At 61.2% G+C, this 22349-nt stretch carries 24 protein-coding genes; 15 read left to right on the top strand and 9 right to left on the bottom strand.

Features of this window, described 5'->3' with window-relative positions; genetic code table 11:
* Nucleotides 1-49 precede the first annotated feature (49 nt).
* Nucleotides 50-322, top strand: a complete 273-nt coding sequence (locus tag KBW98_RS02855; RefSeq protein ID WP_211518579.1) for an oxidative damage protection protein — start codon at nt 50-52, stop codon at nt 320-322.
* 126 nt (nt 323-448) lie between these two features.
* Here the strand turns inward: KBW98_RS02855 and KBW98_RS02850 are convergent, their stop codons facing one another.
* Nucleotides 449-778 carry a hypothetical protein gene (locus KBW98_RS02850; RefSeq protein WP_211518578.1) on the bottom strand — a complete coding sequence of 110 codons (330 nt, stop codon included), beginning with the start codon at nt 776-778 and terminating at the stop codon, nt 449-451.
* Nucleotides 779-796: 18 nt separating this feature from the next.
* Nucleotides 797-1474: a ribose-5-phosphate isomerase RpiA gene (rpiA, locus tag KBW98_RS02845; protein ID WP_211518577.1), complete on the bottom strand. Its 678-nt coding sequence runs from the start codon at nt 1472-1474 to the stop codon at nt 797-799.
* Between the two features lie 261 nt (nt 1475-1735).
* Here rpiA and KBW98_RS02840 point away from each other — a divergent pair, with 261 nt between their 5' ends.
* Entirely contained in the window at nt 1736-2305 is a 570-nt protein-coding gene (locus KBW98_RS02840; RefSeq protein WP_211518576.1) for a PEP-CTERM sorting domain-containing protein, read from the top strand.
* Nucleotides 2306-2328: 23 nt separating this feature from the next.
* Nucleotides 2329-2907 (top strand): hypothetical protein, encoded by a 579-nt coding sequence (locus tag KBW98_RS02835; RefSeq protein ID WP_211518575.1) that lies wholly within the window; start codon nt 2329-2331, stop codon nt 2905-2907.
* An 8-nt stretch (nt 2908-2915) separates the two neighbouring features.
* Here the strand turns inward: KBW98_RS02835 and KBW98_RS02830 are convergent, their stop codons facing one another.
* Complete coding sequence (locus tag KBW98_RS02830) at nt 2916-3257, bottom strand: hypothetical protein (protein WP_211518574.1); 342 nt, start codon at nt 3255-3257, stop codon at nt 2916-2918.
* 29 nt (nt 3258-3286) lie between these two features.
* On the opposite strand from KBW98_RS02830, the gene KBW98_RS02825 reads away from it, so the two are divergent.
* The 5 genes from KBW98_RS02825 to KBW98_RS02805 all read left to right on the top strand — a co-directional run bounded on the left by KBW98_RS02825 (nt 3287) and on the right by KBW98_RS02805 (nt 8158).
* The gene (locus KBW98_RS02825) at nt 3287-4963 is read left to right on the top strand and encodes a recombinase family protein (protein ID WP_211518573.1); all 1677 of its coding nucleotides are present in this window, start codon (nt 3287-3289) and stop codon (nt 4961-4963) included.
* A 328-nt stretch (nt 4964-5291) separates the two neighbouring features.
* Entirely contained in the window at nt 5292-5504 is a 213-nt protein-coding gene (locus KBW98_RS02820; protein ID WP_211518572.1) for a hypothetical protein, read from the top strand.
* A gap of 15 nt (nt 5505-5519) precedes the next feature.
* Nucleotides 5520-5972, top strand: coding sequence for a hypothetical protein (locus tag KBW98_RS02815; RefSeq protein ID WP_211518571.1), 453 nt, complete (start codon nt 5520-5522; stop codon nt 5970-5972).
* Between the two features lie 547 nt (nt 5973-6519).
* Nucleotides 6520-7485 (top strand): hypothetical protein, encoded by a 966-nt coding sequence (locus tag KBW98_RS02810; protein ID WP_211518570.1) that lies wholly within the window; start codon nt 6520-6522, stop codon nt 7483-7485.
* A 94-nt stretch (nt 7486-7579) separates the two neighbouring features.
* Nucleotides 7580-8158, top strand: a complete 579-nt coding sequence (locus KBW98_RS02805) for a recombinase family protein (protein WP_211518569.1) — start codon at nt 7580-7582, stop codon at nt 8156-8158.
* Between the two features lie 346 nt (nt 8159-8504).
* On the opposite strand, the gene KBW98_RS02800 is transcribed toward KBW98_RS02805, so the two are convergent.
* From KBW98_RS02800 to edd, 5 genes are read right to left on the bottom strand one after another with little or no spacing between them, the layout of a single operon-like run.
* The gene (locus KBW98_RS02800) at nt 8505-9545 is read right to left on the bottom strand and encodes a cation transporter (protein WP_229428944.1); all 1041 of its coding nucleotides are present in this window, start codon (nt 9543-9545) and stop codon (nt 8505-8507) included.
* Nucleotides 9546-9589: 44 nt separating this feature from the next.
* On the bottom strand, nt 9590-10120 hold the full coding sequence (locus KBW98_RS02795) for a Rhs element Vgr protein (RefSeq protein WP_229428943.1): 531 nt from the start codon (nt 10118-10120) through the stop codon (nt 9590-9592).
* 47 nt (nt 10121-10167) lie between these two features.
* Nucleotides 10168-10416 carry a hypothetical protein gene (locus KBW98_RS02790; RefSeq protein ID WP_211518567.1) on the bottom strand — a complete coding sequence of 83 codons (249 nt, stop codon included), beginning with the start codon at nt 10414-10416 and terminating at the stop codon, nt 10168-10170.
* 10 nt (nt 10417-10426) lie between these two features.
* Nucleotides 10427-11053: a bifunctional 4-hydroxy-2-oxoglutarate aldolase/2-dehydro-3-deoxy-phosphogluconate aldolase gene (gene eda / locus KBW98_RS02785; RefSeq protein ID WP_211518566.1), complete on the bottom strand. Its 627-nt coding sequence runs from the start codon at nt 11051-11053 to the stop codon at nt 10427-10429.
* On the bottom strand, nt 11050-12969 hold the full coding sequence (gene edd / locus KBW98_RS02780) for a phosphogluconate dehydratase (RefSeq protein ID WP_211518565.1): 1920 nt from the start codon (nt 12967-12969) through the stop codon (nt 11050-11052). The genes eda and edd overlap by 4 nt, the downstream gene beginning before the upstream one ends.
* Nucleotides 12970-13193: 224 nt before the next feature.
* Here edd and pgi point away from each other — a divergent pair, with 224 nt between their 5' ends.
* From pgi to tal, 6 genes are all read left to right on the top strand, one after another.
* The gene (gene pgi / locus KBW98_RS02775) at nt 13194-14837 is read left to right on the top strand and encodes a glucose-6-phosphate isomerase (RefSeq protein WP_211518564.1); all 1644 of its coding nucleotides are present in this window, start codon (nt 13194-13196) and stop codon (nt 14835-14837) included.
* A 66-nt stretch (nt 14838-14903) separates the two neighbouring features.
* Nucleotides 14904-15761 carry an SMP-30/gluconolactonase/LRE family protein gene (locus KBW98_RS02770; protein WP_211518563.1) on the top strand — a complete coding sequence of 286 codons (858 nt, stop codon included), beginning with the start codon at nt 14904-14906 and terminating at the stop codon, nt 15759-15761.
* Between the two features lie 298 nt (nt 15762-16059).
* Nucleotides 16060-17529, top strand: coding sequence for a glucose-6-phosphate dehydrogenase (gene zwf / locus KBW98_RS02765; RefSeq protein ID WP_211518562.1), 1470 nt, complete (start codon nt 16060-16062; stop codon nt 17527-17529).
* Between the two features lie 8 nt (nt 17530-17537).
* Nucleotides 17538-18392, top strand: coding sequence for an SIS domain-containing protein (locus tag KBW98_RS02760; RefSeq protein ID WP_211518561.1), 855 nt, complete (start codon nt 17538-17540; stop codon nt 18390-18392).
* A gap of 196 nt (nt 18393-18588) precedes the next feature.
* A complete protein-coding gene (locus KBW98_RS02755; protein WP_211518560.1) occupies nt 18589-19086 on the top strand; it encodes a GAF domain-containing protein in 498 nt (165 codons plus the stop codon).
* Between the two features lie 188 nt (nt 19087-19274).
* Complete coding sequence (tal, locus tag KBW98_RS02750; protein WP_211518559.1) at nt 19275-20204, top strand: transaldolase; 930 nt, start codon at nt 19275-19277, stop codon at nt 20202-20204.
* Nucleotides 20205-20338: 134 nt separating this feature from the next.
* Here the strand turns inward: tal and KBW98_RS02745 are convergent, their stop codons facing one another.
* A complete protein-coding gene (locus KBW98_RS02745; protein WP_211518558.1) occupies nt 20339-20956 on the bottom strand; it encodes a TetR family transcriptional regulator in 618 nt (205 codons plus the stop codon).
* A 164-nt stretch (nt 20957-21120) separates the two neighbouring features.
* Between KBW98_RS02745 and KBW98_RS02740 the strand changes: the two genes are divergently transcribed.
* Nucleotides 21121-22341 carry an efflux RND transporter periplasmic adaptor subunit gene (locus KBW98_RS02740; RefSeq protein WP_211518557.1) on the top strand — a complete coding sequence of 407 codons (1221 nt, stop codon included), beginning with the start codon at nt 21121-21123 and terminating at the stop codon, nt 22339-22341.
* The last annotated feature ends 8 nt before the right edge of the window (nt 22342-22349 follow it).

Genomic DNA, 22349 nt, shown 5'->3' with positions numbered 1-22349 from the left:
GTGGTTTTACACCGTCTCTGAATCACATCTTCGAATACAGGAGTACACGATGGCCCGCACCGTCCACTGCATCAAACTGAACAAGGAAGCCGAAGGGCTGGATTTCCCGCCGGTTCCTGGCGAAATGGGCAAGAAGATCTACCAGTCCGTGTCGAAGGAAGCCTGGCAGGCATGGCTGAAGCACCAGACCATGCTGATCAACGAGAACCGCCTGAACCTGGCGGACGACCGCGCGCGCAAGTACCTGGCGACGCAGATGGAGCGGCATTTCTTTGGTGAAGGCGCGGATCAGGCGGTTGGTTACGTGCCGCCGACGGCGTAAGTATTAGAAACCGTTAGCCGCAAGACCGTCATCCCGGCGAAGGCCGGGATGACGTTTATAAAGGTCGATGGGATCTTATGGTGAGCGACTTCGGCCTAGAAATGTGCAGTCGACTCAGCCAACCACTCACATCTTCCTGCACTGGCGTAACTCACACCGCGCCATGAACACCTTCCCATCCTCGCAGCGCATCCGATACACCTCGATCGGCCCCGCCTCCGTCACCAGCCCCGCGCCCTGCCCGCTCGTACAAGCCTGCTCGCGCGCCAGCTTCTCGACCGTGGCGGAAGAAACGCCGGTGCGGAACGGCACCCGCTCGATCGGCGCGCCGTTCGCATCGACCAGTTGCGGCGCCGCCGGCTTCGCGGCGGCCGCCGGCGCCGGCGTCTCCACCTTGCTCTTGAACATGGAACAACCGCCCAGCAGGACGGCCACCAGCAGCAGCGCGGGTTTCATGGAAAGGCCTCGCAGAACTTAAAACGACAGGGTCTTGACGCCTTCCGCCATGCCCAGCAGGCAGACATCGGCGCCGCGCTGCGCGAACAGGCCGACGGCGATCACGCCGACGATCTGGTTGATCCGGGTTTCCAGCGCCACCGGGTCGGTGATCGACAGGCCGGCCACGTCGATGATCTCGCCGCCGTTGTCGGTGATGAAGGCTTCATCGCCGCCCGCCTTGGTACGCAGGCGCGGCTGGCCGCCCAGGGCTGCCAGCTTGCGCATCACGGCCGCGCGCGCCATCGGGATGACTTCGACCGGCAGCGGGAACTTGCCCATGGTCTCCACCAGCTTCGAGCCGTCGGCGATGCAGACGAATTTCTGCGAGATCGAGGCCACGATCTTCTCGCGGGTCAGGGCCGCGCCGCCGCCCTTGATCATCGCGCCGGCCGCGTCGATCTCGTCCGCGCCGTCGATGTAGACGGCGATGGACTCGACTTCGTTCATGTCGAACACGGGAATGCCATGGCCGCGCAGGCGCGCCGCCGTGCCTTCCGACGAAGCCACGGTGCCCTTGATGCGGTCCTTGATCTTGGCCAGTTCGTCGATGAAGAAGTTGGCGGTCGAGCCAGTGCCGACGCCGATGATTTCGCCGTCGACCACGTAATCGATGGCGGCGCGTGCCACTGCCTGCTTGAGTTCGTCTTGAGTCATGATGCTCTGTTGGTAGAAGAAAAAGAATCCGCCATTTTAAAGTATTCGCATCGCGTCCCATACAAAACCGGTGAAGGAGCCCCGCGACCATCGGCGACTATATTTCGCTTGTGCAACACAAGTTGATGTCGAATAACTTTACACTCATGTACATACTCCGATCATGCAGAGGCACAAGTTATTGTTTTTGTTGTCAAATTTCCAGATGGCATCATATTTGCTTTATAAGGGGAAACAATTATTTCTCCTGAAAGACACTCCATGAAATTTGCTGCTCGTACCATCCTCACCGCCATTGCCGGCATCAGCGCCGCCTTGATCTCGACCAGCGCCAGCGCCGGCTACATCGGCAAACAGGTGTCGCTTAACTTCACCGCCGGCAACGCCAGCGCCGACCTCGTCTTCGCAGGTCCGCAGACTGTCGGCAGCGGTGTCGAATTCACCGGCCAATCCACCGACGTCTTTGGACAGGTATGGACGCTGAGCGTCGACGTGTTCGACACCGGCGTGATCCTCAAGACGGACTCCGGCACCTTCGGCAATATCAGCAGCTTCCCGGACCGCTTCCTGTTCGACCTCAGCTTCATGGGCGCACCGGTGTCGACCATGGCGCTGGCGGATCTCACGGTCCATCCGTATTTCAGCAACCCGCTGACCAGCATTACCTCGACCGGCCCGGACAGTATCCGCTTCGGCTTCCAAGGGATGTACACGGCTTCCAGCTATACCTTCGAGAACGTCCAGACGAACCAGGTGCCGGAGCCGGGCAGCATCGCACTGCTGGGCCTGGGCCTGGCCGGCCTCGGCGCCCTGCGCCGCCGCCGCGGCTGATCCCCCGGCCGGCCCGCGTCGGCGTGGACCGCATCGGCGACGGCGCCGGTCCACGCTCCACGGGCATCTTCCGCAACAGGCAAGCCTGGCGCTACGCGCGAAGGCTTGCCTCCATCGCGGAACGCATCATTGCCGCAGACACCTGCAAGATCATGCCCAGCGCATTGCCAGGACGGCGGCGACGCATCAAACTCGACACTTCCGAGCAATTGTCGATACCAATGAAGAAATCCAAGCTGCATCATCTCGTCCTCTTATGCACGCTGATGGGCCTCGGCGCCACAGGGCCATGCCGGGCCGAAGAGCCGAGCCTGTGCACCTCGCTGTGCGCGTCCCAGAAACAGGAATGCAAGGCAAGCGCGCTGGAGGCGACGGCACACGATACCTCGCCCCTCCTCGAAATCGAAGACAAGAATCCCTACGCGCGTAACGCGGCGCGCGGCCAGGTGGTTTCGGAAATCACGCGTACCGCCGAAAGGTCCGACTTCCAGAAGCGAAAGCAGGAACGCTTCGATACCTGCGACACCAGGTTCCGCCAGTGCACCCGCGCATGCAGCGCCCCGAACGCTTCGGTCGTCAGGAAATCCGGACGCCCGCAGTAAGGCGCCGACTATCGCCGGCTGGGGCGAACAAGCCGCTTCGACAAGTCATCCAAGCGCAGGGCAAGCCAGCGTGCGGCGCCAGGATGCAGGTTTTCCCGGCTCGACGGATCGGCCACGAACAGCGCCAGCACCTCTTCGTACAGCGCCAGGCTGCCGCGATAACGCTGCTGCCGCATCGCTGCCGGCTTGTCCAGGTGCCTGAGCACAAAGTAATCCGCCAGTAAGTCCCCTTGCGCCTCCATGTTGTAGTCGGCCAGGCTCGCGCCTTCGTGCAGGGTGTAGTCATAGGACAGCCCGATCCGGAACGCCCCGCGCAGCCGCACCGGATAGCCCAGCTGGTGCTGCCACACGTGCACCAAGGTATGATAGTCTGCACACCATGAACAAAGCTTACTCATACATCCGTTATTCTGACCCCCAGCAGGCCAAGGGCGACAGCTACGAACGCCAGCTACGGGATACCCTCGCTTACTGCAAGGCAAACGACCTTGAGCTAGTGTCAGACGCCGACTATATGTACTTCGATAAGGGCATATCTGGCTATTCCGGCAAGCTACGCGATGACGACACCGAATTATCCCGCTTCCTGTCCAACGTAAAGGACGGAAGCATTCCGCCCGGCTCAACTCTTATTATCGAATCGCTGGACCGACTCAGCCGGGAGCATGTGCGCACATCGTTACCCCGGTTTATGGATATATTAAATGCCGGCGTTAATATCCACACCCTGCACAGTAACAAGACCTATTCGCGTAATTATGACGAAATGGACTTGTTTCAATCTATCCTTGAAATGAGCAGGAGTCACCGGGAATCGAAATGGAAAGCAGAGCGTGTATCGGCTCGCTGGCAGCAGAAACAGGAACAGGCACTTGAAGGCGTCCCACTTGGCAAGACTAAGCCCGCATGGCTAGACCTTGAATACACCAACGGCACCGACAAGAAACCAACCGGCTTTATCCGCAATGACTTGCAACACATAGTTAAGCGGATATTCCAACTCACGCTTGACGGTTATGGGCGTAACATGATTGCCCGCATCCTTAATGAAGAAGGTATTCCAGCATTCAAGACGAAAGAAGGCTGGGGAGCCAGCACCATTAATCAGATATTAAACAACAAAGCTGTACTAGGAATCTACCAGCCGCACACAAAAGACGAAAACGGCAAACGAGTGCCACGCGGGGAACCGAACCCGAACTATTATCCCGCGATCATTGACCGGGATACCTTCGAGCGAGCTAGAGCCGCTGTAACAAGCCGGGACGCAGCCAAGGCCCGCAAGCAGACACCAGACTACCAGATATGGCAGGGAATCGCCCGCTGTGCTCTATGTGGAAGCCCCCTGCACTCTTACGGCAACGGCAGGAAGCCGAAGGAAGGCGAAAGCCCCGCACGATGGATGCGATGCTATAACGCTAAAAAGGGTAAATGTACAGCCGGAAGTATTGCGGTAGCTAGAACCGAACAAGTGTTCAAGCAGATATTAGCAAAACTAAATGTTCTAGCTTTGGTGAAAAGCAGCGCCAACGCAATTAACACCAAGTTGGAAGTAGTTACCGGGCAGCTAGTCGCAGAGCGTGCGAAGCTGGCCGATTTTAAGCGTGATTACGCCGCCAAACGATCTTTGACAGTGCTGGACCTAGTTATCGAAACGGAAGCCGTTATAGAGGCTCTGGTGAAGCAGGAACAAACATTAACGTCTGACCTTGCAGCAGACCAGATTATTGACAAGGAAGAATTCTTTGCCAAGCTCGACTTACATTCATTCCCCGGACGGTCAAGGGCTAATAGTATTCTTAAACGGCTAACGGTACAGGTCGATATTGACACGGCTGAAAATCGGTATCGCGTGTTCAAAGACGGTGAGCCAGTGTTTGAAATTGTAGACCATGGAACGGGCTATTATTACCAGCCCGGAAATTCCGAGTTAAGCGGTGTAATTCAAAGACAAGAAGGAACATTCACACCTTATTTTGTTGTGGACCGCAACGCATACGAGGAACCAGACGCCGAGTTTGAAAGCGAAGGCCACGATGTAAGGGATGGGTACTGACTGTGATAACCACTGGCATCAACAGCCAATAGCCGTTCTAGTTTAGAAAATGGCCGCGTTCCCTTTTAAATAAATACGTGGAAATTGCGGCCATTCCCGCCCGACCCGCACTACGAAGATAGTGTGTCTTTATATGTCCTGGGATGTCATAATTCCGCAGCCGATCTGCATGACTATTGCCCTCATGGCAACAGGTCTTGACAGGCGGACACATCTGTGCTATACTTTACCCGTTCACCGCCGCAGGCACCGTCTTTTCCGCAGTCTGCATTCTTGGTGACGGCAATCCCATCCGATAAACACGCTTTCCCTAACAGGAGGTACGACCATGGACGCTTACAAAGCTCCACCGGGCTTTGCGGCCAAGCTGCGCCTGCCCGAATACTACGAAGCTGTCACAACGACGATCAAGCTTCACCGCCGCACTATCACGCTTCGTGAAGTTGCAGCAAAGCTAAACGCGAAGAACCTGACTACCCCGGCTGGGCGAGTCTGGACACGCCAAAATTTGGCTTCGTTCATTCGCAATAACAACATTTGATATAAAGGAGTCAACATGACTACGAAAGCAGTAAAAGCAGCACCAGCAGCAACCATTACAACCGACATCGAGCCAGTTAGCCCAGCACCAACCGTGCTTGTTCTTGGACAGCTACCGCGTGAAGTTACCCTTTCCGGCCTAGCCTCGACCGTCTTCCAACAGTCGGTTGTGCTAGCCCGCAACGGCTATATTTACAATCCCGACCGCCACGCCGAAGTCTTCCCCAGCACCGGGCTAGCCTTCCTGCACATGATTCTTGGAACGCCCGAGGAACACGCCATTAAAGGCGCAACCGAGACCATCCAGCAGGCGCAGGCCGAAGAACAGCGGGAGTTCGACAAGCGCGTTGCAGCAGCAGCCAAGCAGTTGCTAGAAGACCAAGCAGCCGCAGCCAAGAAGGCCGAAGCAGCAGCCGCAATCGCAGCCGCTGAAGCAGCCCTAGCCGCTCTACGGAAAGCCGCACAATGAAGGCGCTAAAGGTAACGTACGCACTTCCGATTGCCAGCACCAGCAAGAAGCCGGAAAAGATCGTTGGCAAGCAAAGCAGCCGGGTAAGCTCAGCAAAGCTGGCCGAACTAATGGCGAAGTATGGGAGGCAGCCCAGCAACAAGAAGTAAAAGCCCATAGGAAGGCTTTTAAGGCCCCTAGAAGCGTCCGTAGAGCAAAGGTAAGGGGTAGGCGTACCCAAGCTCATCAAATCGCGTCTAGCGCGTTTTAATGCGTTTAGCGTGTCCGTAGCGTCAACTCCACAACTGAACAATTGCAAGCTGAACGAACAGTCGAACTCGATCAATTATGGTTTCTGCGGACACGCTTCTTTTCGCTATGATAGCACCGTCTTTGACGGTAAATCAATAGAAAGTTAACTTCCTATGTAAGTCCTTGATTTTAAAGGGCTTATACGTACCGATCTTGCCCAGATCGGCCGTGCTTTATGTAAGTAACTAAAGTAGATAACCAAGTTATACCCCGCTGGTAGACCTGCTGGGCAGTAACGAACAGCAAAGGAACCAGCATGACCAAGAAAGTAGAAACCAGCGTCACCCTAGCAAGGGGTGGGATGCACAGCCCAGCACGTTACAGGGCAGCGAAGAAGATGATCCTTGAATGTAAATATAAAAAGACAAGGCTTTATCACTTCATCCTGAAAGGCTCCACCGACCCGAAAGCCTACAACAAGGCTGCTGACGGTATCGCCCGACTGCTACGCGATAACAACATTCCATGCACCGGGAAAGGCTGCTGGGAAGTCAGCGAAGACAAGGGGTTGCACTTTCACTTCATGGTGCTGGTGGAAGCCGAGTACGGCAAGGTAGACCACTGGCTTAACCCAGCCGAAGACGGCCCATTGAAGACGATGCTAAGGCGCTTCGGCGTCAAGGTACACATTGCCGAACCCCAGAACGATATGCACCGCGTAGGCGGGAACAAGCTGGGGAAGATGCCGCTGTACGCCTACGTCAGCAAGAGCGGCCCGAAGCTGGAAGACGCCCTGATTCGCATTTCTTACCTTTTCAAGAAGGATCAGAAAGACGACAGCATGAAACGCATCTACTACAGCACCCGCGACCGGGCACCGAAGGCAGAAGCCCAGCCAGCCGAACAGGTAAGCGAAGCGCAGGCCGTGGAAGCGCCGGAACCAAACACGACAACGAACGAAGGAAACGATATGAACGTAACGAACCTAATCCCATCGGCATTCGCCTACCTTGGGGCGCACTACGAAACGTGCGTAGACCGTGGCTACAACCCGGTCGAGATTCAAGCCTACTTGGGCAGCAAGGGCATTCACAAGAGCGTGCTAGCGATCAAACACGACCTAGAGCATACCTTTCAGTTTGCCGGGTACGTAGAAGCGCACCCTGCCCCGCCGATGGTCAGCTATACCGAAGCAGATGCCCAGCTAGCGAAGGGCAGGCAATCCAGCAGAGTTGCAAAGTTGGCAGTGCCAACAATCGACCGATTTCCAACACCCCACTAACTCAACAATAGACCCTGTTAGAAAATTAGGGCTTGCACTTTCTAACAGATCAGCATATTCTAACACCCATTGATAACAGGGAAGGAAAGACAACATGGCAACGTTCGGATACGGAAGGGTCAGCCGATCAGACCAGACCACCGAGAACCAACGGCTTGAAATTGAAGGACAGGGCTACGCTGTCGATTACTGGTACGCTGACGAAGGAGTGTCGGGCAAAGTGTCGGCAATGCAGCGTCCGCAGTTCGCTAAGATGCTCGGCCAAATGCGGGACGGTGAAAAGCTGGTAGTGTCTAAGATCGACAGGCTTGGCCGCGATGCGCAGGACGTAGGCGCAACCGTCAAGCTGCTGAAAGAACGCAAGATTGAAGTCATCGTGCTTCAACTCGGCAAACTCGACCTGACCAGCCCAGCAGGCAAGATGATGATGACCATGCTAGCCGCTGTGGCCGAAATGGAAAGAGACTTGCTGGTGGAGCGTACACACGCCGGGTTAGAGCGTGCTAAGGCAGAGGGTAAGACACTGGGCCGCACTCCGAAGACGACCCCAGAACAGCGGGAAGCCATGAAGGCAGCGTACGCTAGCGGTGCATCGGTCAGCAGCCTTGCCCGTGACTATGGCGTAAGCCGTGCAACGGTGCTGGGCATCGTCACAGAGAAAGCAGCAGCGTAAACCCAGCAGCCCATAGGAAGCGATTACAGCCGTCTTCCCTGCTGGGGTCACTTACCCCTTACCCGCTTCACGATAGCCCCTCCTAGCCCCCCCTCCGTGGGTCTTGCTGAGCCTTCCTAGGCCAATCCATATTTGGCTACCAGAACAGGCCCCCTTCATTCAAAGAAAATACGGTGTTCACTCGGGCACTCGCTCGCGTGGACTTTCCGAACTGGCCCCGTCATATATTTCTGGAAACAGAGGGGGGGTGCTTTAGGAAAAGGCTTATCCGGATTTTAATTTTTTGCAAAAATCAGCCACCCGAAAAGGCCTTATCATTTCTACAACATCAGCACAGTGCAACGGATCAGCCCAGCCTCAAAATCCGGCGTGCCCCGTTCAGCACTACAACGCCAATCACCGTACCAATAACAAGGTCTGGGTATGGCGAGCCAGTCCACGCTACCAACGCACCAGCGGCGATAACGCCGATGTTCGCAATGACATCGTTGGCCGAGAAGATGTAGCTGGCCTTCATGTGCACGCCACTTTCACGCTTACCCGAAATCAGTACAAGGCACGCGACATTGGCAACCAGCGCCACTAACGCTACCCCCATCATCATCCCGGATTCAGGCTCGCTGCCGACGATGAACCGGCGAACAACTTCAGCCAACGCCCCAAGGGCCAACACAAGCTGAAGCCAGCCAGCCACGTGCGCAGCACGCTTTTTCATCGCTACAGCCTTGCCGACAGCGTACAGGGCAAGCCCGTACACCGCAGCGTCAGCGAACATATCCAGCGAGTCAGCTACCAATCCTGCCGACTTCGCCCACAGGCCCAACGCCAGTTCAAACACGAACATGACAGCGTTAATCGCCAGCAGCAAGCGTAGGGTCTTCGCTTCTGCCGCATCATCGACGCCACCACCGACACTGGCATTAGCTTCTACAGCTACTGGGGATGATTCAGCTACGGTAGCACCCAGCCCCAGCGGTACAAGACGGGAAAGGATAGGCTCGACACTGGCACGGTGAACTACAGCTAGCTCACGCCTAGGCAAGTCGAACGACAACGCCTGAACGCCTTCCACATCTGCCAACGCCATGCGGATCATTCGTTCTTCAGATGGGCAATCCATCTTCGGGACAGCGAACACGGTTCGGAAGCCCTGCGCAGTAGCGGCTAAGGGTTCGGACTGCTTTACTTTCGTGCCCAGCCCCAACGGTTCCAGCAGGCTAACCAGCGGTGCAACGTCGCCCCCATGCACCACGCGAAGTTCACGATTCTGCAAGTCGAAGGAAAGGGACTCCACTTCGCCCCTACCATCAAGCGCCATGCGGATAAGTCGTTCTTCCGAAGGGCAGTCCATCTTCGGTATCGACAACGTACTATTGTATTTTTGCATACTGATTCTGTGGAATGTGAACGTGATTCCAAGAATGATAACGCCTATTCGGACTGGACCCTGCCCTTCGCTAACCGCTTCATGTGCAGCAGGCTCCGGCCCCAATCGCGGGGGAGATTCGCCACGCTGGCGGGATCGGCAAGGAAATCGGCCAATACTTCTTCGTACAGCGGCAGACTGCCTGCATAGCGTTGCTGGCGCATGGCTACCGGCATGTGCAAGTGTTTGAGTGCGAAGTAATCTGCCAGCAAATCGCCTTGCGCTTCCATGTTGTAGTCCGCCAGTGTCTTACCCGGTGCTAGCTCGTAATCGTATGACAGCCCAATACGCACAGCACCCCGAAAGCGCACCCCATATCCAAGCTGATGTTGCCAAACATGCGCCATTTCATGAATGAACCAATGCATGACAGGCGGATCAGCACGCGTGTAGTCGGGGAGGAAGCAGGAACGGTGAAAGTACATACTGCCGTTAGGCGTCATGCAGCAGTTCTTCGGCTGTAAGGGTATGTAGCGACGGGCGTGAATACGTACGCGCTCGTAGTCGATTGACCCGCCAAACACCAACGCTGCCATTGCCTTTTCACCAGAAGTCAAAGGACGGGTTCGATTTGGTGTGCAAACTAGCATAACAGCACCATCTCGTGCATGAACCAGTGGATCGCGCCGGGATCGCCGCGCGTGTAATCGGGAAGAAAGCAGGAGTGGTGGAAGTACAGGCTGCCGTTCGGTGTCATGCAGCAGTTCCTGGGCTGGAACGGCAAATACCGCCGGTTGTGCACGCGCACCCGGCGGTAATCGATGGCGTCGCGGAACAGCAGCGACGCCATCCCGATCTCACCCGCGCTCAGCGGGCGCGCGAGCGTCGGCATGCGGAGGCGCTTACTGCTGCGGACGCAGCGCCGCGGCCGCCTTGGCCAGTTCGGTGATCTGGTCCCACTGGCCGGCGTTCATCAGGTCTTTCGGCGTCAGCCAGGAACCGCCCACGCAGGCCACGTTCTTACAGGCCAGGAACTTCGGCGCGGTCTCGATCGAGATGCCGCCGGTCGGGCAGAAGGTGATGTCCGGCAGCGGACCGCCGATCGCGTTCAGCATGCCCACGCCGCCCGCCGGCACCGCCGGAAACAGCTTGAGCTGGCGGAAGCCCGCTTCGCGCGCGGCCATCACTTCGGACGGGGTCATCACACCCGGCAGCAGCGGCAGGCCGCTGGTCCTGGCCGCTTCGATCAAGGCCGGGGTCAGGCCCGGCGACACGCCGAACACGGCGCCGGCGTCGCGCGCGGCGGCGAATTCTTCCGGCTGGGTCAGGGTGCCGACGCCGACGATGGCGCCTTCGACCGCGCTCATGTCGCGGATCGCCTTCAGGCCGTGCTGGGTGCGCAAGGTCACTTCCAGCACGCGGATACCGCCGGCGACCAGCGCCTTGGCCAGGGGCACGGCGTGCTCTGGATCGTCGATGGCGATCACCGGGATGACGCTCGCCGAGCGCATGATGTCAAGTAAGGTCATTTCTGCGTCCTAAAGAGAAAGTCTTCGTCGGAACCCGGCATGATCTCGCCGGCGTCGACGCCTTCATGCAGGGGTACGGTGGTGGGAATCGGCGACGGCAGCGGGAAGGTGGCCGCGCCCTCTTCCGCCGCGCTGATGGCGTTGCGGAACACCGCGAACAGTTCGCGGCCCATGCCGATGTGGCTCTTCGACAGGTCGGCGTGCGCCATCTTGCGCGCGGCCCAGACATCGCTCGGCACCAGGGCGTCGAGCGTGCCGCTGGTGGCGTCGACGCGGATCATGTCGCCGTCGCGCACCAGGCCGAGCGGGCCGCCGGCCAGGATCTCGGGCGAGACGTGGATCGCCGCCGGCACCTTGCCGGAGGCGCCCGACATGCGGCCGTCGGTCACCATCGCCACGTGGAAGCCGGCGTCCTGCAGGTTCGCCAGCGCCGGGGTCAGCGCGTGCAGTTCCGGCATGCCGTTGGCGCGCGGGCCCTGGAAGCGGATCACGGCCACGAAGTCGCGGTTCAGCTTGCCCGCCTGGTAGGCGTGCATGAAGTCGTCCTGCGAGTCGAAGGTCAGGGCCGGGGCCTCGACCACGTGGTACTCGGCCTTGACCGCCGAGATCTTCATCACCGCGCGGCCCAGGTTGCCCTGCACCAGCACCATGCCGCCGTTGTTGCTGAACGGGTTCGATGCCGGACGCAGCACGGCTTCGTCGCCGCTGTTCTGCGGCAAGTCGCGCCAGACGGCCTTGCCGTCCTCGCCCAGGAAAGGTTCCTTGCAGTGGGCGCGCAGGCCGTGGCCGAGGATGGTGTTGACGTCCTCGTGCGCCAGGCCGGCGTCCAGCAGTTCGCGGATCACGAAGCCCGGGCCGCCGGCGGCCTGGAAGTGGTTCACGTCGGCTTCGCCGTTCGGATAGATCCTGGTCAGCGACGGCACCACTTTCGACAGCTCGTCGAAGTCGTTCCAGTCAACCACGATGCCTGCTGCGCGCGCGATCGCGATGATGTGCAGGGTGTGGTTGGTCGAGCCGCCGGTCGCGTGCAGCGCGACGATGGCGTTGACGATGCTCTTCTCGTCCACGATGCGGCCGATCGGCATGTAGTTGCCGCCCTGCTGGGAGATCGCCACCGCGTGCTGGGCTGCGGCAGCCGTGAGCGCGTCGCGCAGCGGGGTGCCTGGGGTGATGAAGGCGGCGCCCGGCATGTGCAGGCCCATCATCTCCATCAGCATCTGGTTGCTGTTGGCGGTGCCGTAGAAAGTGCAGGTGCCGGCGCCGTGGTAGGACGCGGATTCCCCTTCGAGCAGTTCCTCGCGCGTGGCTTCGCCCTTGGCGTAGCGCTGGCGGATGGCGGCCTTTTCCTTGTTCGAGATGCCGGTGGTCATCGGCCCGCCCGGCACGAAGATGCCCGGGATATGGCCGAAGTGCAGCGCGCCGATGAGCAGGCCCGGCACGATCTTGTCGCAGATGCCCAGGTAGAGGGCGGCGTCGAACATGTTGTGCGACATGCCCACGGCGGTGGCCATGGCGATGGCGTCGCGCGAGAACAGCGACAATTCCATGCCCGGCTGGCCCTGGGTCACGCCGTCGCACATGGCCGGCACGCCGCTGGCGAACTGGGCCACGGCGCCGACTTCGCGCACGGCTTCCTTGATCACTTTCGGGAAATATTCGAAGGGCTGGTGCGCCGACAGCATGTCGTTGTAGGACGAGACGATCGCCACCGAGGGCTGCTTGTATTCGCGCAGCTTGAGCTTGTCGTTGGCGGGGAAAGCGGCGAAACCGTGCGCCAGGTTGGTGCACGACAGCGCGCCGCGCTGCACGCCCTGCACGCGCGCGGCTTCGAGGTGGGCCAGGTAGGCGGAGCGCGAGGACTTGCTGCGCTGGATGATGCGATTGGTAACCTGTTCAACTACAGGGTGGAGCGCCATGTTCGTTCCTTCCAAAATTTTGTATCTGAAATTTTACTACAGAATCGTGCTATGCGCTTGTCGCCCGCCTTTCCCTCTTTTGACGGGGTAAGTTGATCAGTTCGTTTGCCTGACCGCGGAGATGACGAGAGAACGCGCACGAACTTTTATGTAGTGAATTTACGGGCGCTTCCCTGTATTATTCGCCTATCTATCATGACAATAGTGCCACGCACCTCGATCCCATGCGCCAGCCTTCCCTGACCAGCACCGCCAGCTTCCAAGCCCTCGATCAACATGCAGAAGATGCCGAACTGTGGCAGATGCGCGAGCTGTTCGCCGCCGACCCGCAGCGCTTCGAGCGCCTGTCGGTCGAGGCCGCGGACCTGTTCCTAGACTATTCAAAAAATCGCCTCGACGGGCGCACGCTTGAACTGCTGGTCCAGCTGGCAAAAGAGCGCGGTGTCGAGGGCCGCCGCGACGCGATGTTCGCGGGCGAACGCATCAACAATACCGAGAACCGCGCGGTCCTGCACACCGCCCTGCGCGCCCCGCGCGACGCCGCCTTGACGGTCGACGGCCAGGACATCCCGGCCGACGTGCACGCCGTGCTCGACCGCATCAAGACCTTCAGCGACGCCGTGCGCAGCGGCGAATGGAAGGGTCACACCGGCAAGCCGATCACCGACATCGTGAACATCGGCATCGGCGGCTCGGACCTGGGCCCGAAGATGGTCGTGCTGGCCCTGCGCCACTACGCCCATCCGCGCCTGCGCATGCATTTCGTCTCGAACGTCGACGGCCACGACATGGATGCGGCCCTCGGCCAGGTCGATCCGGAAACCACCCTGTTCATCGTCGCCTCCAAGACCTTCACCACGGCCGAGACCATGATGAACGCGCAGACCGCGCGCAGCTGGTTCCTGGCCCACGCCACGGAAGAAGCGCTGGCGAAGCACTTCGTGGCGGTGTCGACCAACACTGAAGCAATCAAGACCTTCGGTATCGACCCGGCCAACATGTTCCCGTTCTGGGACTGGGTCGGCGGCCGCTATTCGGTGTGGTCGGCGATCGGCCTGCCGGTGGCGCTGGCGGTCGGCTTCGGCTACTTCAGCGACTTCCTGGCCGGCGCGCATGCGATGGACCAGCACTTCCGCACCGCCCCGCTCGAACAGAACATGCCGGCGATCCTGGCGCTGGTGGGCTTCTGGAACCGCCAGTTCCTGGGCTGCCCATCGGTCACCATCGCGCCCTACCACCAGGACCTGAACCGCTTCCCGGCCTACCTGCAGCAGCTCGACATGGAGAGCAACGGCAAGCGCGTCACCCGCGACGGCGAACCGGTCGACACCGCCACCTGCCCGGCGATCTGGGGCGAATGCGGCACCAACGGCCAGCACGCCTATTTCCAGCTGCTGCACCAGGGCACCGACCTGACCCCGATCGACTTCATCGCCGCCCTGCGTCCGGCCCACGAGATGGAGCACCACCACACCGCCCTGCTGGCGAACTGTTTCGCCCAGTCGGAAGCCTTTATGAAGGGCAAGACAGCCGACGAGGTGCGCGCCGACCTGCGGCAGCAGGGCCTGCCGGCCGAGGAAGTCGAGCGCCTGGTGGCGCACAAGACCTTCCCGGGCAACCGTCCGAGCAACACCATCCTGATGGAACGCCTGACCCCATCCACCCTGGGTGCGCTGATCGCGCTCTACGAGCACAAGACCTTCGTGCAGGGCGTGATCTGGGATGTCAACAGTTTCGACCAGTGGGGCGTTGAACTGGGCAAGGTGCTGGCCAAGAAGATCGAGGCCGAACTGGCGGGCGAGCCGCAGCCGGCCCAGCACGACGGCTCGACCAACGGCCTGATCGCACGCGCCAAGGCCGCCGTCTAAGCGTCCAACTCCTACCGAACAAAGAACATGGCAACGGAAAAATTTGACGTACTCCACGATGCGCCCATGCTCGTGGGCGAATCGGCGACCTGGCACGAGGTCGAATCGGCCCTGTACTGGGTCGACATCAACGGCATGACGGTGAACCGGGTGCACCCGGCGAGCGGCAAGTATTCGTCCTGGAAGATGGGCTCGGAACCGTCGGCGCTGGCGATCGACGGCGACAACAACCTCATCGTGGCCACGCGCCGCGGGCTGCTGCACCTGAACACGACCGACGGGTCGGAGACGCCGATCGCGGACGCGCCCTACGACGTGTCGAAGGTGCGTTTCAACGACGGCCGCGTGGACCCGGCGGGCCGCTTCTGGATCGGCACCATGTACGAACCGCGCGACCAGCCGGCCGCCGAGATGTACGTGCTCGACCACGGCCAGCTGCGCCGCGCCTGGTCCGGCGGCATGACCAACTCGAACGGCCTGGCCTGGAGCCTGGACGGACGCACGATGTTCCATGCCGACACCACGACCCACCGCATCGATTGCTACGACTACGACCTGGCGACCGGGACCCAGAGCAACGGGCGCACCCTGCTCAGCTTCCCGACCGACAAATCCGCGCCGGGCTACGGCGGGCGTCCCGATGGGGCGACGATCGACAGCGAAGGCGCCTACTGGGTGGCCATGTTCGAAGGCGGACGCGTGCTGCGCATTTCGCCCTCGGGCGAGATCCTGCGCGAGATCATCGTGCCGGCGCGCTGCCCGACCTCGATCGCGTTCGGCGGGGCGGATTTGCGGACCATGTATATCACCACGGCCAGCCATGGGAGGTCGGCGCAGGAGCTGGCGGAGTATCCGCTGAGCGGGAAGGTGCTGTGTACGCGGGTGGATGTGGCAGGGCGCGAGGAGCCGGAGTATCGCGGCTGAGCAGCCGACACCATTTACCTATCCTTGCGCCACTAACCGTAAGACCGTCATCCCGGCCTTCGCCGGGAGCCATTGCCGCCAGTGGCGGGAATGACGGTCTTTGGGCTAACGATACTCTCGGCAGTACTCCGCGCGCCTTGCGCCGAGCGCATACGGAAGCGCCCCTCCCCTCCCACTTATGGCACCATCAGTCGCCATCCTCCCATAGCGGTTTCGTAGTAAATTTTCTTGCAAATCCAATATTTGTGTAGTAAATTTACATTAAGCTCTCCCCCATCTTTTTGCACAGACTCCGACCATGGCCCTTTCCGATTTCGATCTCGTTTTCTTTGGCGGCAGCGGCGACCTTGCGATGCGCAAGCTGCTCCCCGCGATGTACGCGCGCGACGTCTGCAATGACCTCCCGAGCAGCGCCCGCATCATCTGCGTCGGCCGCGACGACATGGCTCAGGACGCCTTCCTGCAATTCGTCGAAAACAACTCGAAACCGCACATCAAGGAAACCCCGAACGCGGAGAAGTGGGCGCGCTTCCTCAAGCGCATCACCTACGTGGCCCTGAACGCCACCGACGTGTCCACCTACGGCCCGCTGGTCGACGCCCTGCGCAAGGACGAGTCGCTGACCCGCGTCTACTACCTGGCCACCCCGCCCCACCTGTTCGCCACCATCTGCGACAACCTGGCCGCCACCAGCCTGGCCACGCCGAATTCGCGCGTGGTGCTGGAAAAGCCGCTCGGTCGCGACCTGGCCTCGGCCAAGCAGATCAACCTGGACGTGGGCAAGGTGTTCGCCGAATCGCAGATCTACCGGATCGACCACTACCTGGGCAAGGAAACCGTGCAGAACCTGCTGGCCCTGCGCTTCGGGAACATCCTGTTCGAGCCGCTGTGGCGCCGCGAATGGATTTCGGACGTGCAGATCACCATTGCCGAGAAGATCGGCGTCGGCAACCGCCTGGGCTACTACGACACCTCGGGCGCGCTGCGCGACATGCTGCAGAACCACCTGCTGCAGCTGCTGTGCATCGTGGCCATGGAGCCGCCGACCTCGATTGCACCGGACGCCGTGCGCGACGCCAAGCTGCAGGTGCTGCGCTCGCTCAAGCGCTTCACCCCGACCACCCTGGCCCAGAACATCGTGCGCGGCCAGTACCGCGCCGGCCACATCGACGGCCAGGCCGTGCCGGGCTACCGCGACGAGCCGGAAGCGCCCAAGCAGTCGCGCACCGAGACTTTTGTCGCCATGAAGGCCGAGATCGACACCTGGCGCTGGGCCGGCGTGCCCTTCTACCTGCGCACCGGCAAGCGCATGGCCGACCGCCTGGCCGAGATCGTGGTGCGCTTCAAGCAGATTCCGCATTCGATCTTCAACCAGCCGACCTCGAGCTTCCAGCCCAACAGCCTGGTGATCCGCCTGCAGCCTGACGAAGGCCTGTCGATGAACCTGATGGCCAAGACCCCGGGCGACTCGATGCGCCTGAAGCAGGCCGAGCTCGAACTCGACTTCCGCGAACAGTTCACCAGCCCGCGCATGGAAGCCTACGAGCGCCTGCTGCTCGACGTGCTGCGCGGCCAGCTGACCCTGTTCATGCGCGGCGACGAGCTGGAAGCGGCCTGGGAATGGGTCGAGCCGATCCTGGACCACTGGGAAGAAGACGACAGCGCGCCGGCGCCGTATACCTCCGGCACCTGGGGCCCCGCCGCCTCGAGCGCCCTGATCGGCCGCGACGGCCTGCAGTGGCGCGAAGAAGTCCTGCCCGAAGACTGAGGTCCATCATGCTGCTCGACTCGATCCGCACCCAGCTCGATTCGCTCTCCAAGTCGGAGCGCAAGGTCGCGCTCGCGGTGCTCGCCGCCCCGTCCGCGACGGTCAGCCAGAACATCACGGCGCTGGCCAAGAGCGCGCAGGTGTCCGAACCGACCGTGGTGCGCTTCTGCCGCACCCTGGGCTACGAAGGCTGGCACGAGTTCAAGCTCAAGCTGGCGCAGGGCTTGGCCCTGGCCCTGCCCGGCGCCAACGAGCAGCCGGCCCAGGATGATTTGGCGGCGGACCTGATCAACAAGATCTGCAGCCGCTCGATCAACACCCTGCTCGACCTGCGCAACAACCTCAAGCCGGAACTGATCCAGAAAGCGCTCGACATCCTGTCGCGCGCCAACAAGATCGAGTTCTACGGACAGGGGACGTCCGGCTTCGTGGCGGCCGATGCGCAGCACAAGTTCTTCCGCTCCGGCGTGCCGACCGTGTCTTATACCGATCCGGCCATCCACTCGATCGCGGCGGCCCTGCTGCGCGAAGGGGATGCGGTGGTGGCGATCTCTCAGCGCGGCAACAACCCTGCCTTGACGCGCTCGGCCAAGCTGGCGCGCCAGGGTGGCGCGGAGGTGATCGTGCTGGCGCCGTCGGGAACGCCGCTGGCGGAGATGGCGACGCTCTTCATTCCGATCGACCTGGTGTTCGCGATCGACCCGTATACGCCGATTTCGGCGCGGCTGGCATATCTGGTTGTCATCGACGTACTGGCGGTGGGGCTGGCCTTGCGCCGCGGACCCGAATTCCGCAAGAAGATGCAGAATGCGCAGAAGGCCTTGCAAGAGTTTGATATGCAGTTTGATTCGTTTATTGGCTAACGCTGCGTTGGCAAACTTGGGTCCCCGCCTTCGCGGGGATGACGGTCTTCGAGCTGAAACAGAGTTTGATGTTGCCACTTACCTTGGCACGTCATCCCCGCGAAGGCGGGGACCCAAGTTTGCTGGCGTACCAACTCAGCCAACTTAAACGACAGGTGTAAAATACCGGGTTTCGACAGTCCATCGCCCTCCCGCCATGCACATCAACCCCGAACGCAGCACCCGCCCCGACTACGACCTGCTGGTCCGCCAGGTCACCAGCGTCCTCGAAGGCGAACGCGACCTGACCGCGAACGCCGCGCAGTTTTCCGCCCTGGTGTACGACACCCTCGCCGACCTGAACTGGGCCGGTTTCTACCTGACCGTGCCGGCGAAAAAAGACGACGGCCAGGACCTGCTGGTCGGCCCCTTCCAGGGCAAGCCCGCCTGCGCCCGCATTCCTTTCGGCCGCGGCGTGTGCGGCGCCACGGCTGTCGAGCGCAAGACCATCGTGGTGCCGGACGTGCATGCGTTTCCGGGGCATATCGCCTGCGATTCGGCGTCGGCGTCGGAGATCGTGATTCCGCTGATGAAGGGCGACAAGCTGGTTGGCGTGTTCGATATCGATAGCCCGAAGCTGGATCGCTTCTCGGAAGAGGATCGCGTTGGGCTGGAGCGGATGGTGGCGGCCTTCCTTGAGGGGACGGATTGCTGAACAAGTTATCGGTTTGCCAGCAAACTTGGGTTCCCGCCTTCGCGGGAATGACGTGCTGGAGCTAACGCGAAGTATTTCCAACCGCGGCGTTCGAATCGTCATCCCCGCGCAGGCGGGGACCAAAGTTCCCCAACCGATGCCCCCGCATTAAAATACACGTTACACCTCACCCAACACCGAGACCCACCATGAACCAACTCGAACAGCTCAAGCAATACACCACCGTGGTCGCCGACACCGGCGACTTCCAGTCGATCAAGGCCTACGCCCCGCAGGATGCGACCACCAACCCTTCCTTGATCCTGAAGGCCGTGCAAAAGCCGGAATACCGTCCGCTGCTGGAAAAGGCCATCGCCGACGCGCCGCACGCGGAAATCGATGAAATCGTCGACAACCTCCTGATCGGTTTCGGCGTCGAGATCCTGAAGTACGTGCCGGGCCGCGTCTCGACCGAGATCGATGCCGCCCTGTCCTTCGACACCGAAGCCACCGTGGCCAAGGGCCGCGAGCTGATCGCCCTGTACGAAAAGGCCGGCGTGTCGCGCGAGCGCGTCCTGATCAAGATCGCCTCGACCTGGGAAGGCATCCGCGCCGCCGAGATCCTGGAGAAGGAAGGCATCCACTGCAACCTGACCCTGCTGTTCTCGCTGTGCCAGGCCGTGGCCTGCGCCGAAGCCGGCGTGCAGCTGATCTCGCCCTTCGTGGGCCGCATCTACGACTGGTACAAGAAGTCGACCGGCAGCGAGTACACCGGCGCCGACGATCCGGGCGTGCAGTCGGTCAAGCGCATCTACCAGTACTACCAGAAGTTCGGCTACAAGACCGAAGTCATGGGCGCGAGCTTCCGCAACACCTCGCAGATCCTGGAGCTTAGCGGCTGCGACCTGCTGACCATCTCGCCGGACCTGCTGCAGAAGCTGGCCGACAGCGATGCACCGGTCGAGCGCAAGCTGACCCACGACGCCAACGCCGACATCGCCAAGATCGACATCGACGAAAAGACCTTCCGCTTCATGCTGAACGAAGACGCGATGGGCACCGAGAAGCTGGCCGAAGGCATCCGCGCCTTCGTGGCCGACTCGATCAAGCTGAAGAAGATGATTGCAGAGATGCGTTAAGCGTCACGCGCTCTGCGCATATGAGAACGCCGCCTTCGGGCGGCGTTGTTGTAGGGTCGGCGGGTTTCCCGCCGACGCGTCGATTGTTGGCGGCGCCGTTTTCGCGCACGGGCCGGCAAACGTGGTTTGAACGCTTAGCAGGCTTTCAGACCCGCCAGGTAGGTATCCACCACATGCCCGCCCAGTGCCAGCAGGTCGAAACTGGTGGGCTCGAAGATCCAGTTGCGGATCAGGCCATCGATCATGATCCAGCCGCCCATCGCCGCCTCGTGCGTGCCGACCTCGGGCCGCAGCATGCCCTTGTCCTTGGCCCGCTTCAGGTGGCCTTCCATCTTCTCTTTCCACATGCCGATCGACTCGCGGCGGCGCGCGCGCACCGCGTCGACCTCGTCCACGAATTCGGTCTTCAGGGTCGCGATCTCGAACACGCGGCGCGCCTTCTCGTCCTCGGCCACGATGCGCAGCACCGTCATCATCTCGTCGCGCAGGCACTGTAGCGGGTCGCTGATCTCGCGCTGCTCCAGCACCTGCATCGCCTCTTCGATCGGGAACTTGCCGCGGTCCATCATGGCGTTGAACAAGGCGCCCTTGTCCAGGAAATGCCAATAGATCGCCCCGCGCGTCACGCCCGCCGCGCTTGCTATATGCTGCAACGTTGTCCTGGAAACGCCTTGTTTCGCGAACAATATTTCTGCTGCGTCTAGAATACTGTCGCGGGTCGCGGCTGCTTCTTCCTTGGTACGACGGGCCATTTTTGAACGCCTATACGAAAGTCGGGGATGCCGAAAACAATTTACATACAATCGTGATAGTATATAAAACTAACTGCAAAAGCCAGCGATGATACCGGTCACAAGAGAGATTGTTGTTCTGTGAGTGAGTCATCATCCTGTTCACTACCTAGAAGGAAGCATTAATGCGCTCTGCCAACTCCTCTTCCCTGTCCATGACCCGGATCGCCGCCGGCACCCTGGCGGCCCTGGTGCTGCTGTCCGCCTGCGGCAAGAAGGACGGCGCCGCACCCGGCGCCGGCGGCCCGGGCGGCCAGATGCCGGCTCCGGAAGTCGGCGTCATCACCACCAAATTCGAACCGGTCGCCCTGCAGACCGAACTGCCGGCACGCGCCGAGCCCGTCCGCACCGCCCAGGTGCGCGCCCGCGTCAACGGCGTGGTCCTGAAGCGCCTGTTCACCGAGGGTAGCGAAGTCAAGCAAGGCCAGTCGCTGTTCCAGATCGATCCCGCCCCGTACCAGGCCCAGCTTAACAGCAGCCAGGCGGCGCTGGCGCGCGCCCAGGCCACCCTGACCCAGGCCGCGGCCCAGGCCAGGCGCTACCAGCCGCTGGCCGAAGCCAAGGCCATCAGCGAACAGGAATACACCAACGCCGTCGCCGCCCAGAAGACCGCCGAAGCCGAAGTGGCCGCCGCCAAGGCCCAGCTGCGCGTCTCGCAGATCAACCTCGGCTACTCCAACGTCTATGCGCCGATCTCGGGCCGCATCGGCCGCGCCCTGGTGACCGAAGGCGCGCTGGTGTCCGCCGCCGAAGCCACCGAAATGGCGCTGATCCAGCAGACCAACCCGATGTACCTGAACATCACCCAGTCGGCCAGCGAGCTGCAGCGCCTGCGCAAGCAGGCGGGCGGCGGCAACAAGGGCGCCGGCCTGCCGGTTACCGTGATGCTGGACGACGGCACCGAGATGCCGGTGCGCGGCAAGCTGCTGTTCTCGGACGTGACCGTGGACCCGAGCACCGGCCAGGTGACCCTGCGCGCCACCGTGCCGAACGCGGACAACGCCCTGCTGCCGGGCCAGTACGTGCGCGTGCGCCTGGCCCAGGCCGAGCTGCCGAACGGGATCCTGGTGCCGCAGCAGGCCGTGACCCGCGGCGGCGCCCAGGGCGACACCCTGACCGTGATCGGCGCCGACAACAAGCCGGCCCCGCGCACCGTCAAGATCGCCTCGCAGCAGGGCCAGAACTGGGTCGTCACCGAAGGCCTGAAGGAAGGCGAACGCGTGATGGTCGACGGCTTCCAGAAACTCCAGATGCTGCCGCCGGGCACCCCGGTCAAGGTGGTCCCGTGGACGCCGAAGGCGGCCACCGCCACCGCCGCCGCGCCGGCCGCCCCGGCCGCGAAGTAAGCCGCAGG

The organism is Massilia sp. ST3 (assembly GCF_018119405.1).
Taxonomy (GTDB): Bacteria; Pseudomonadota; Gammaproteobacteria; order Burkholderiales; family Burkholderiaceae_D; genus Telluria.
Note: the sequence above shows the minus strand (reverse complement) of the source record. Positions and strands in the feature narration are given on the sequence as shown.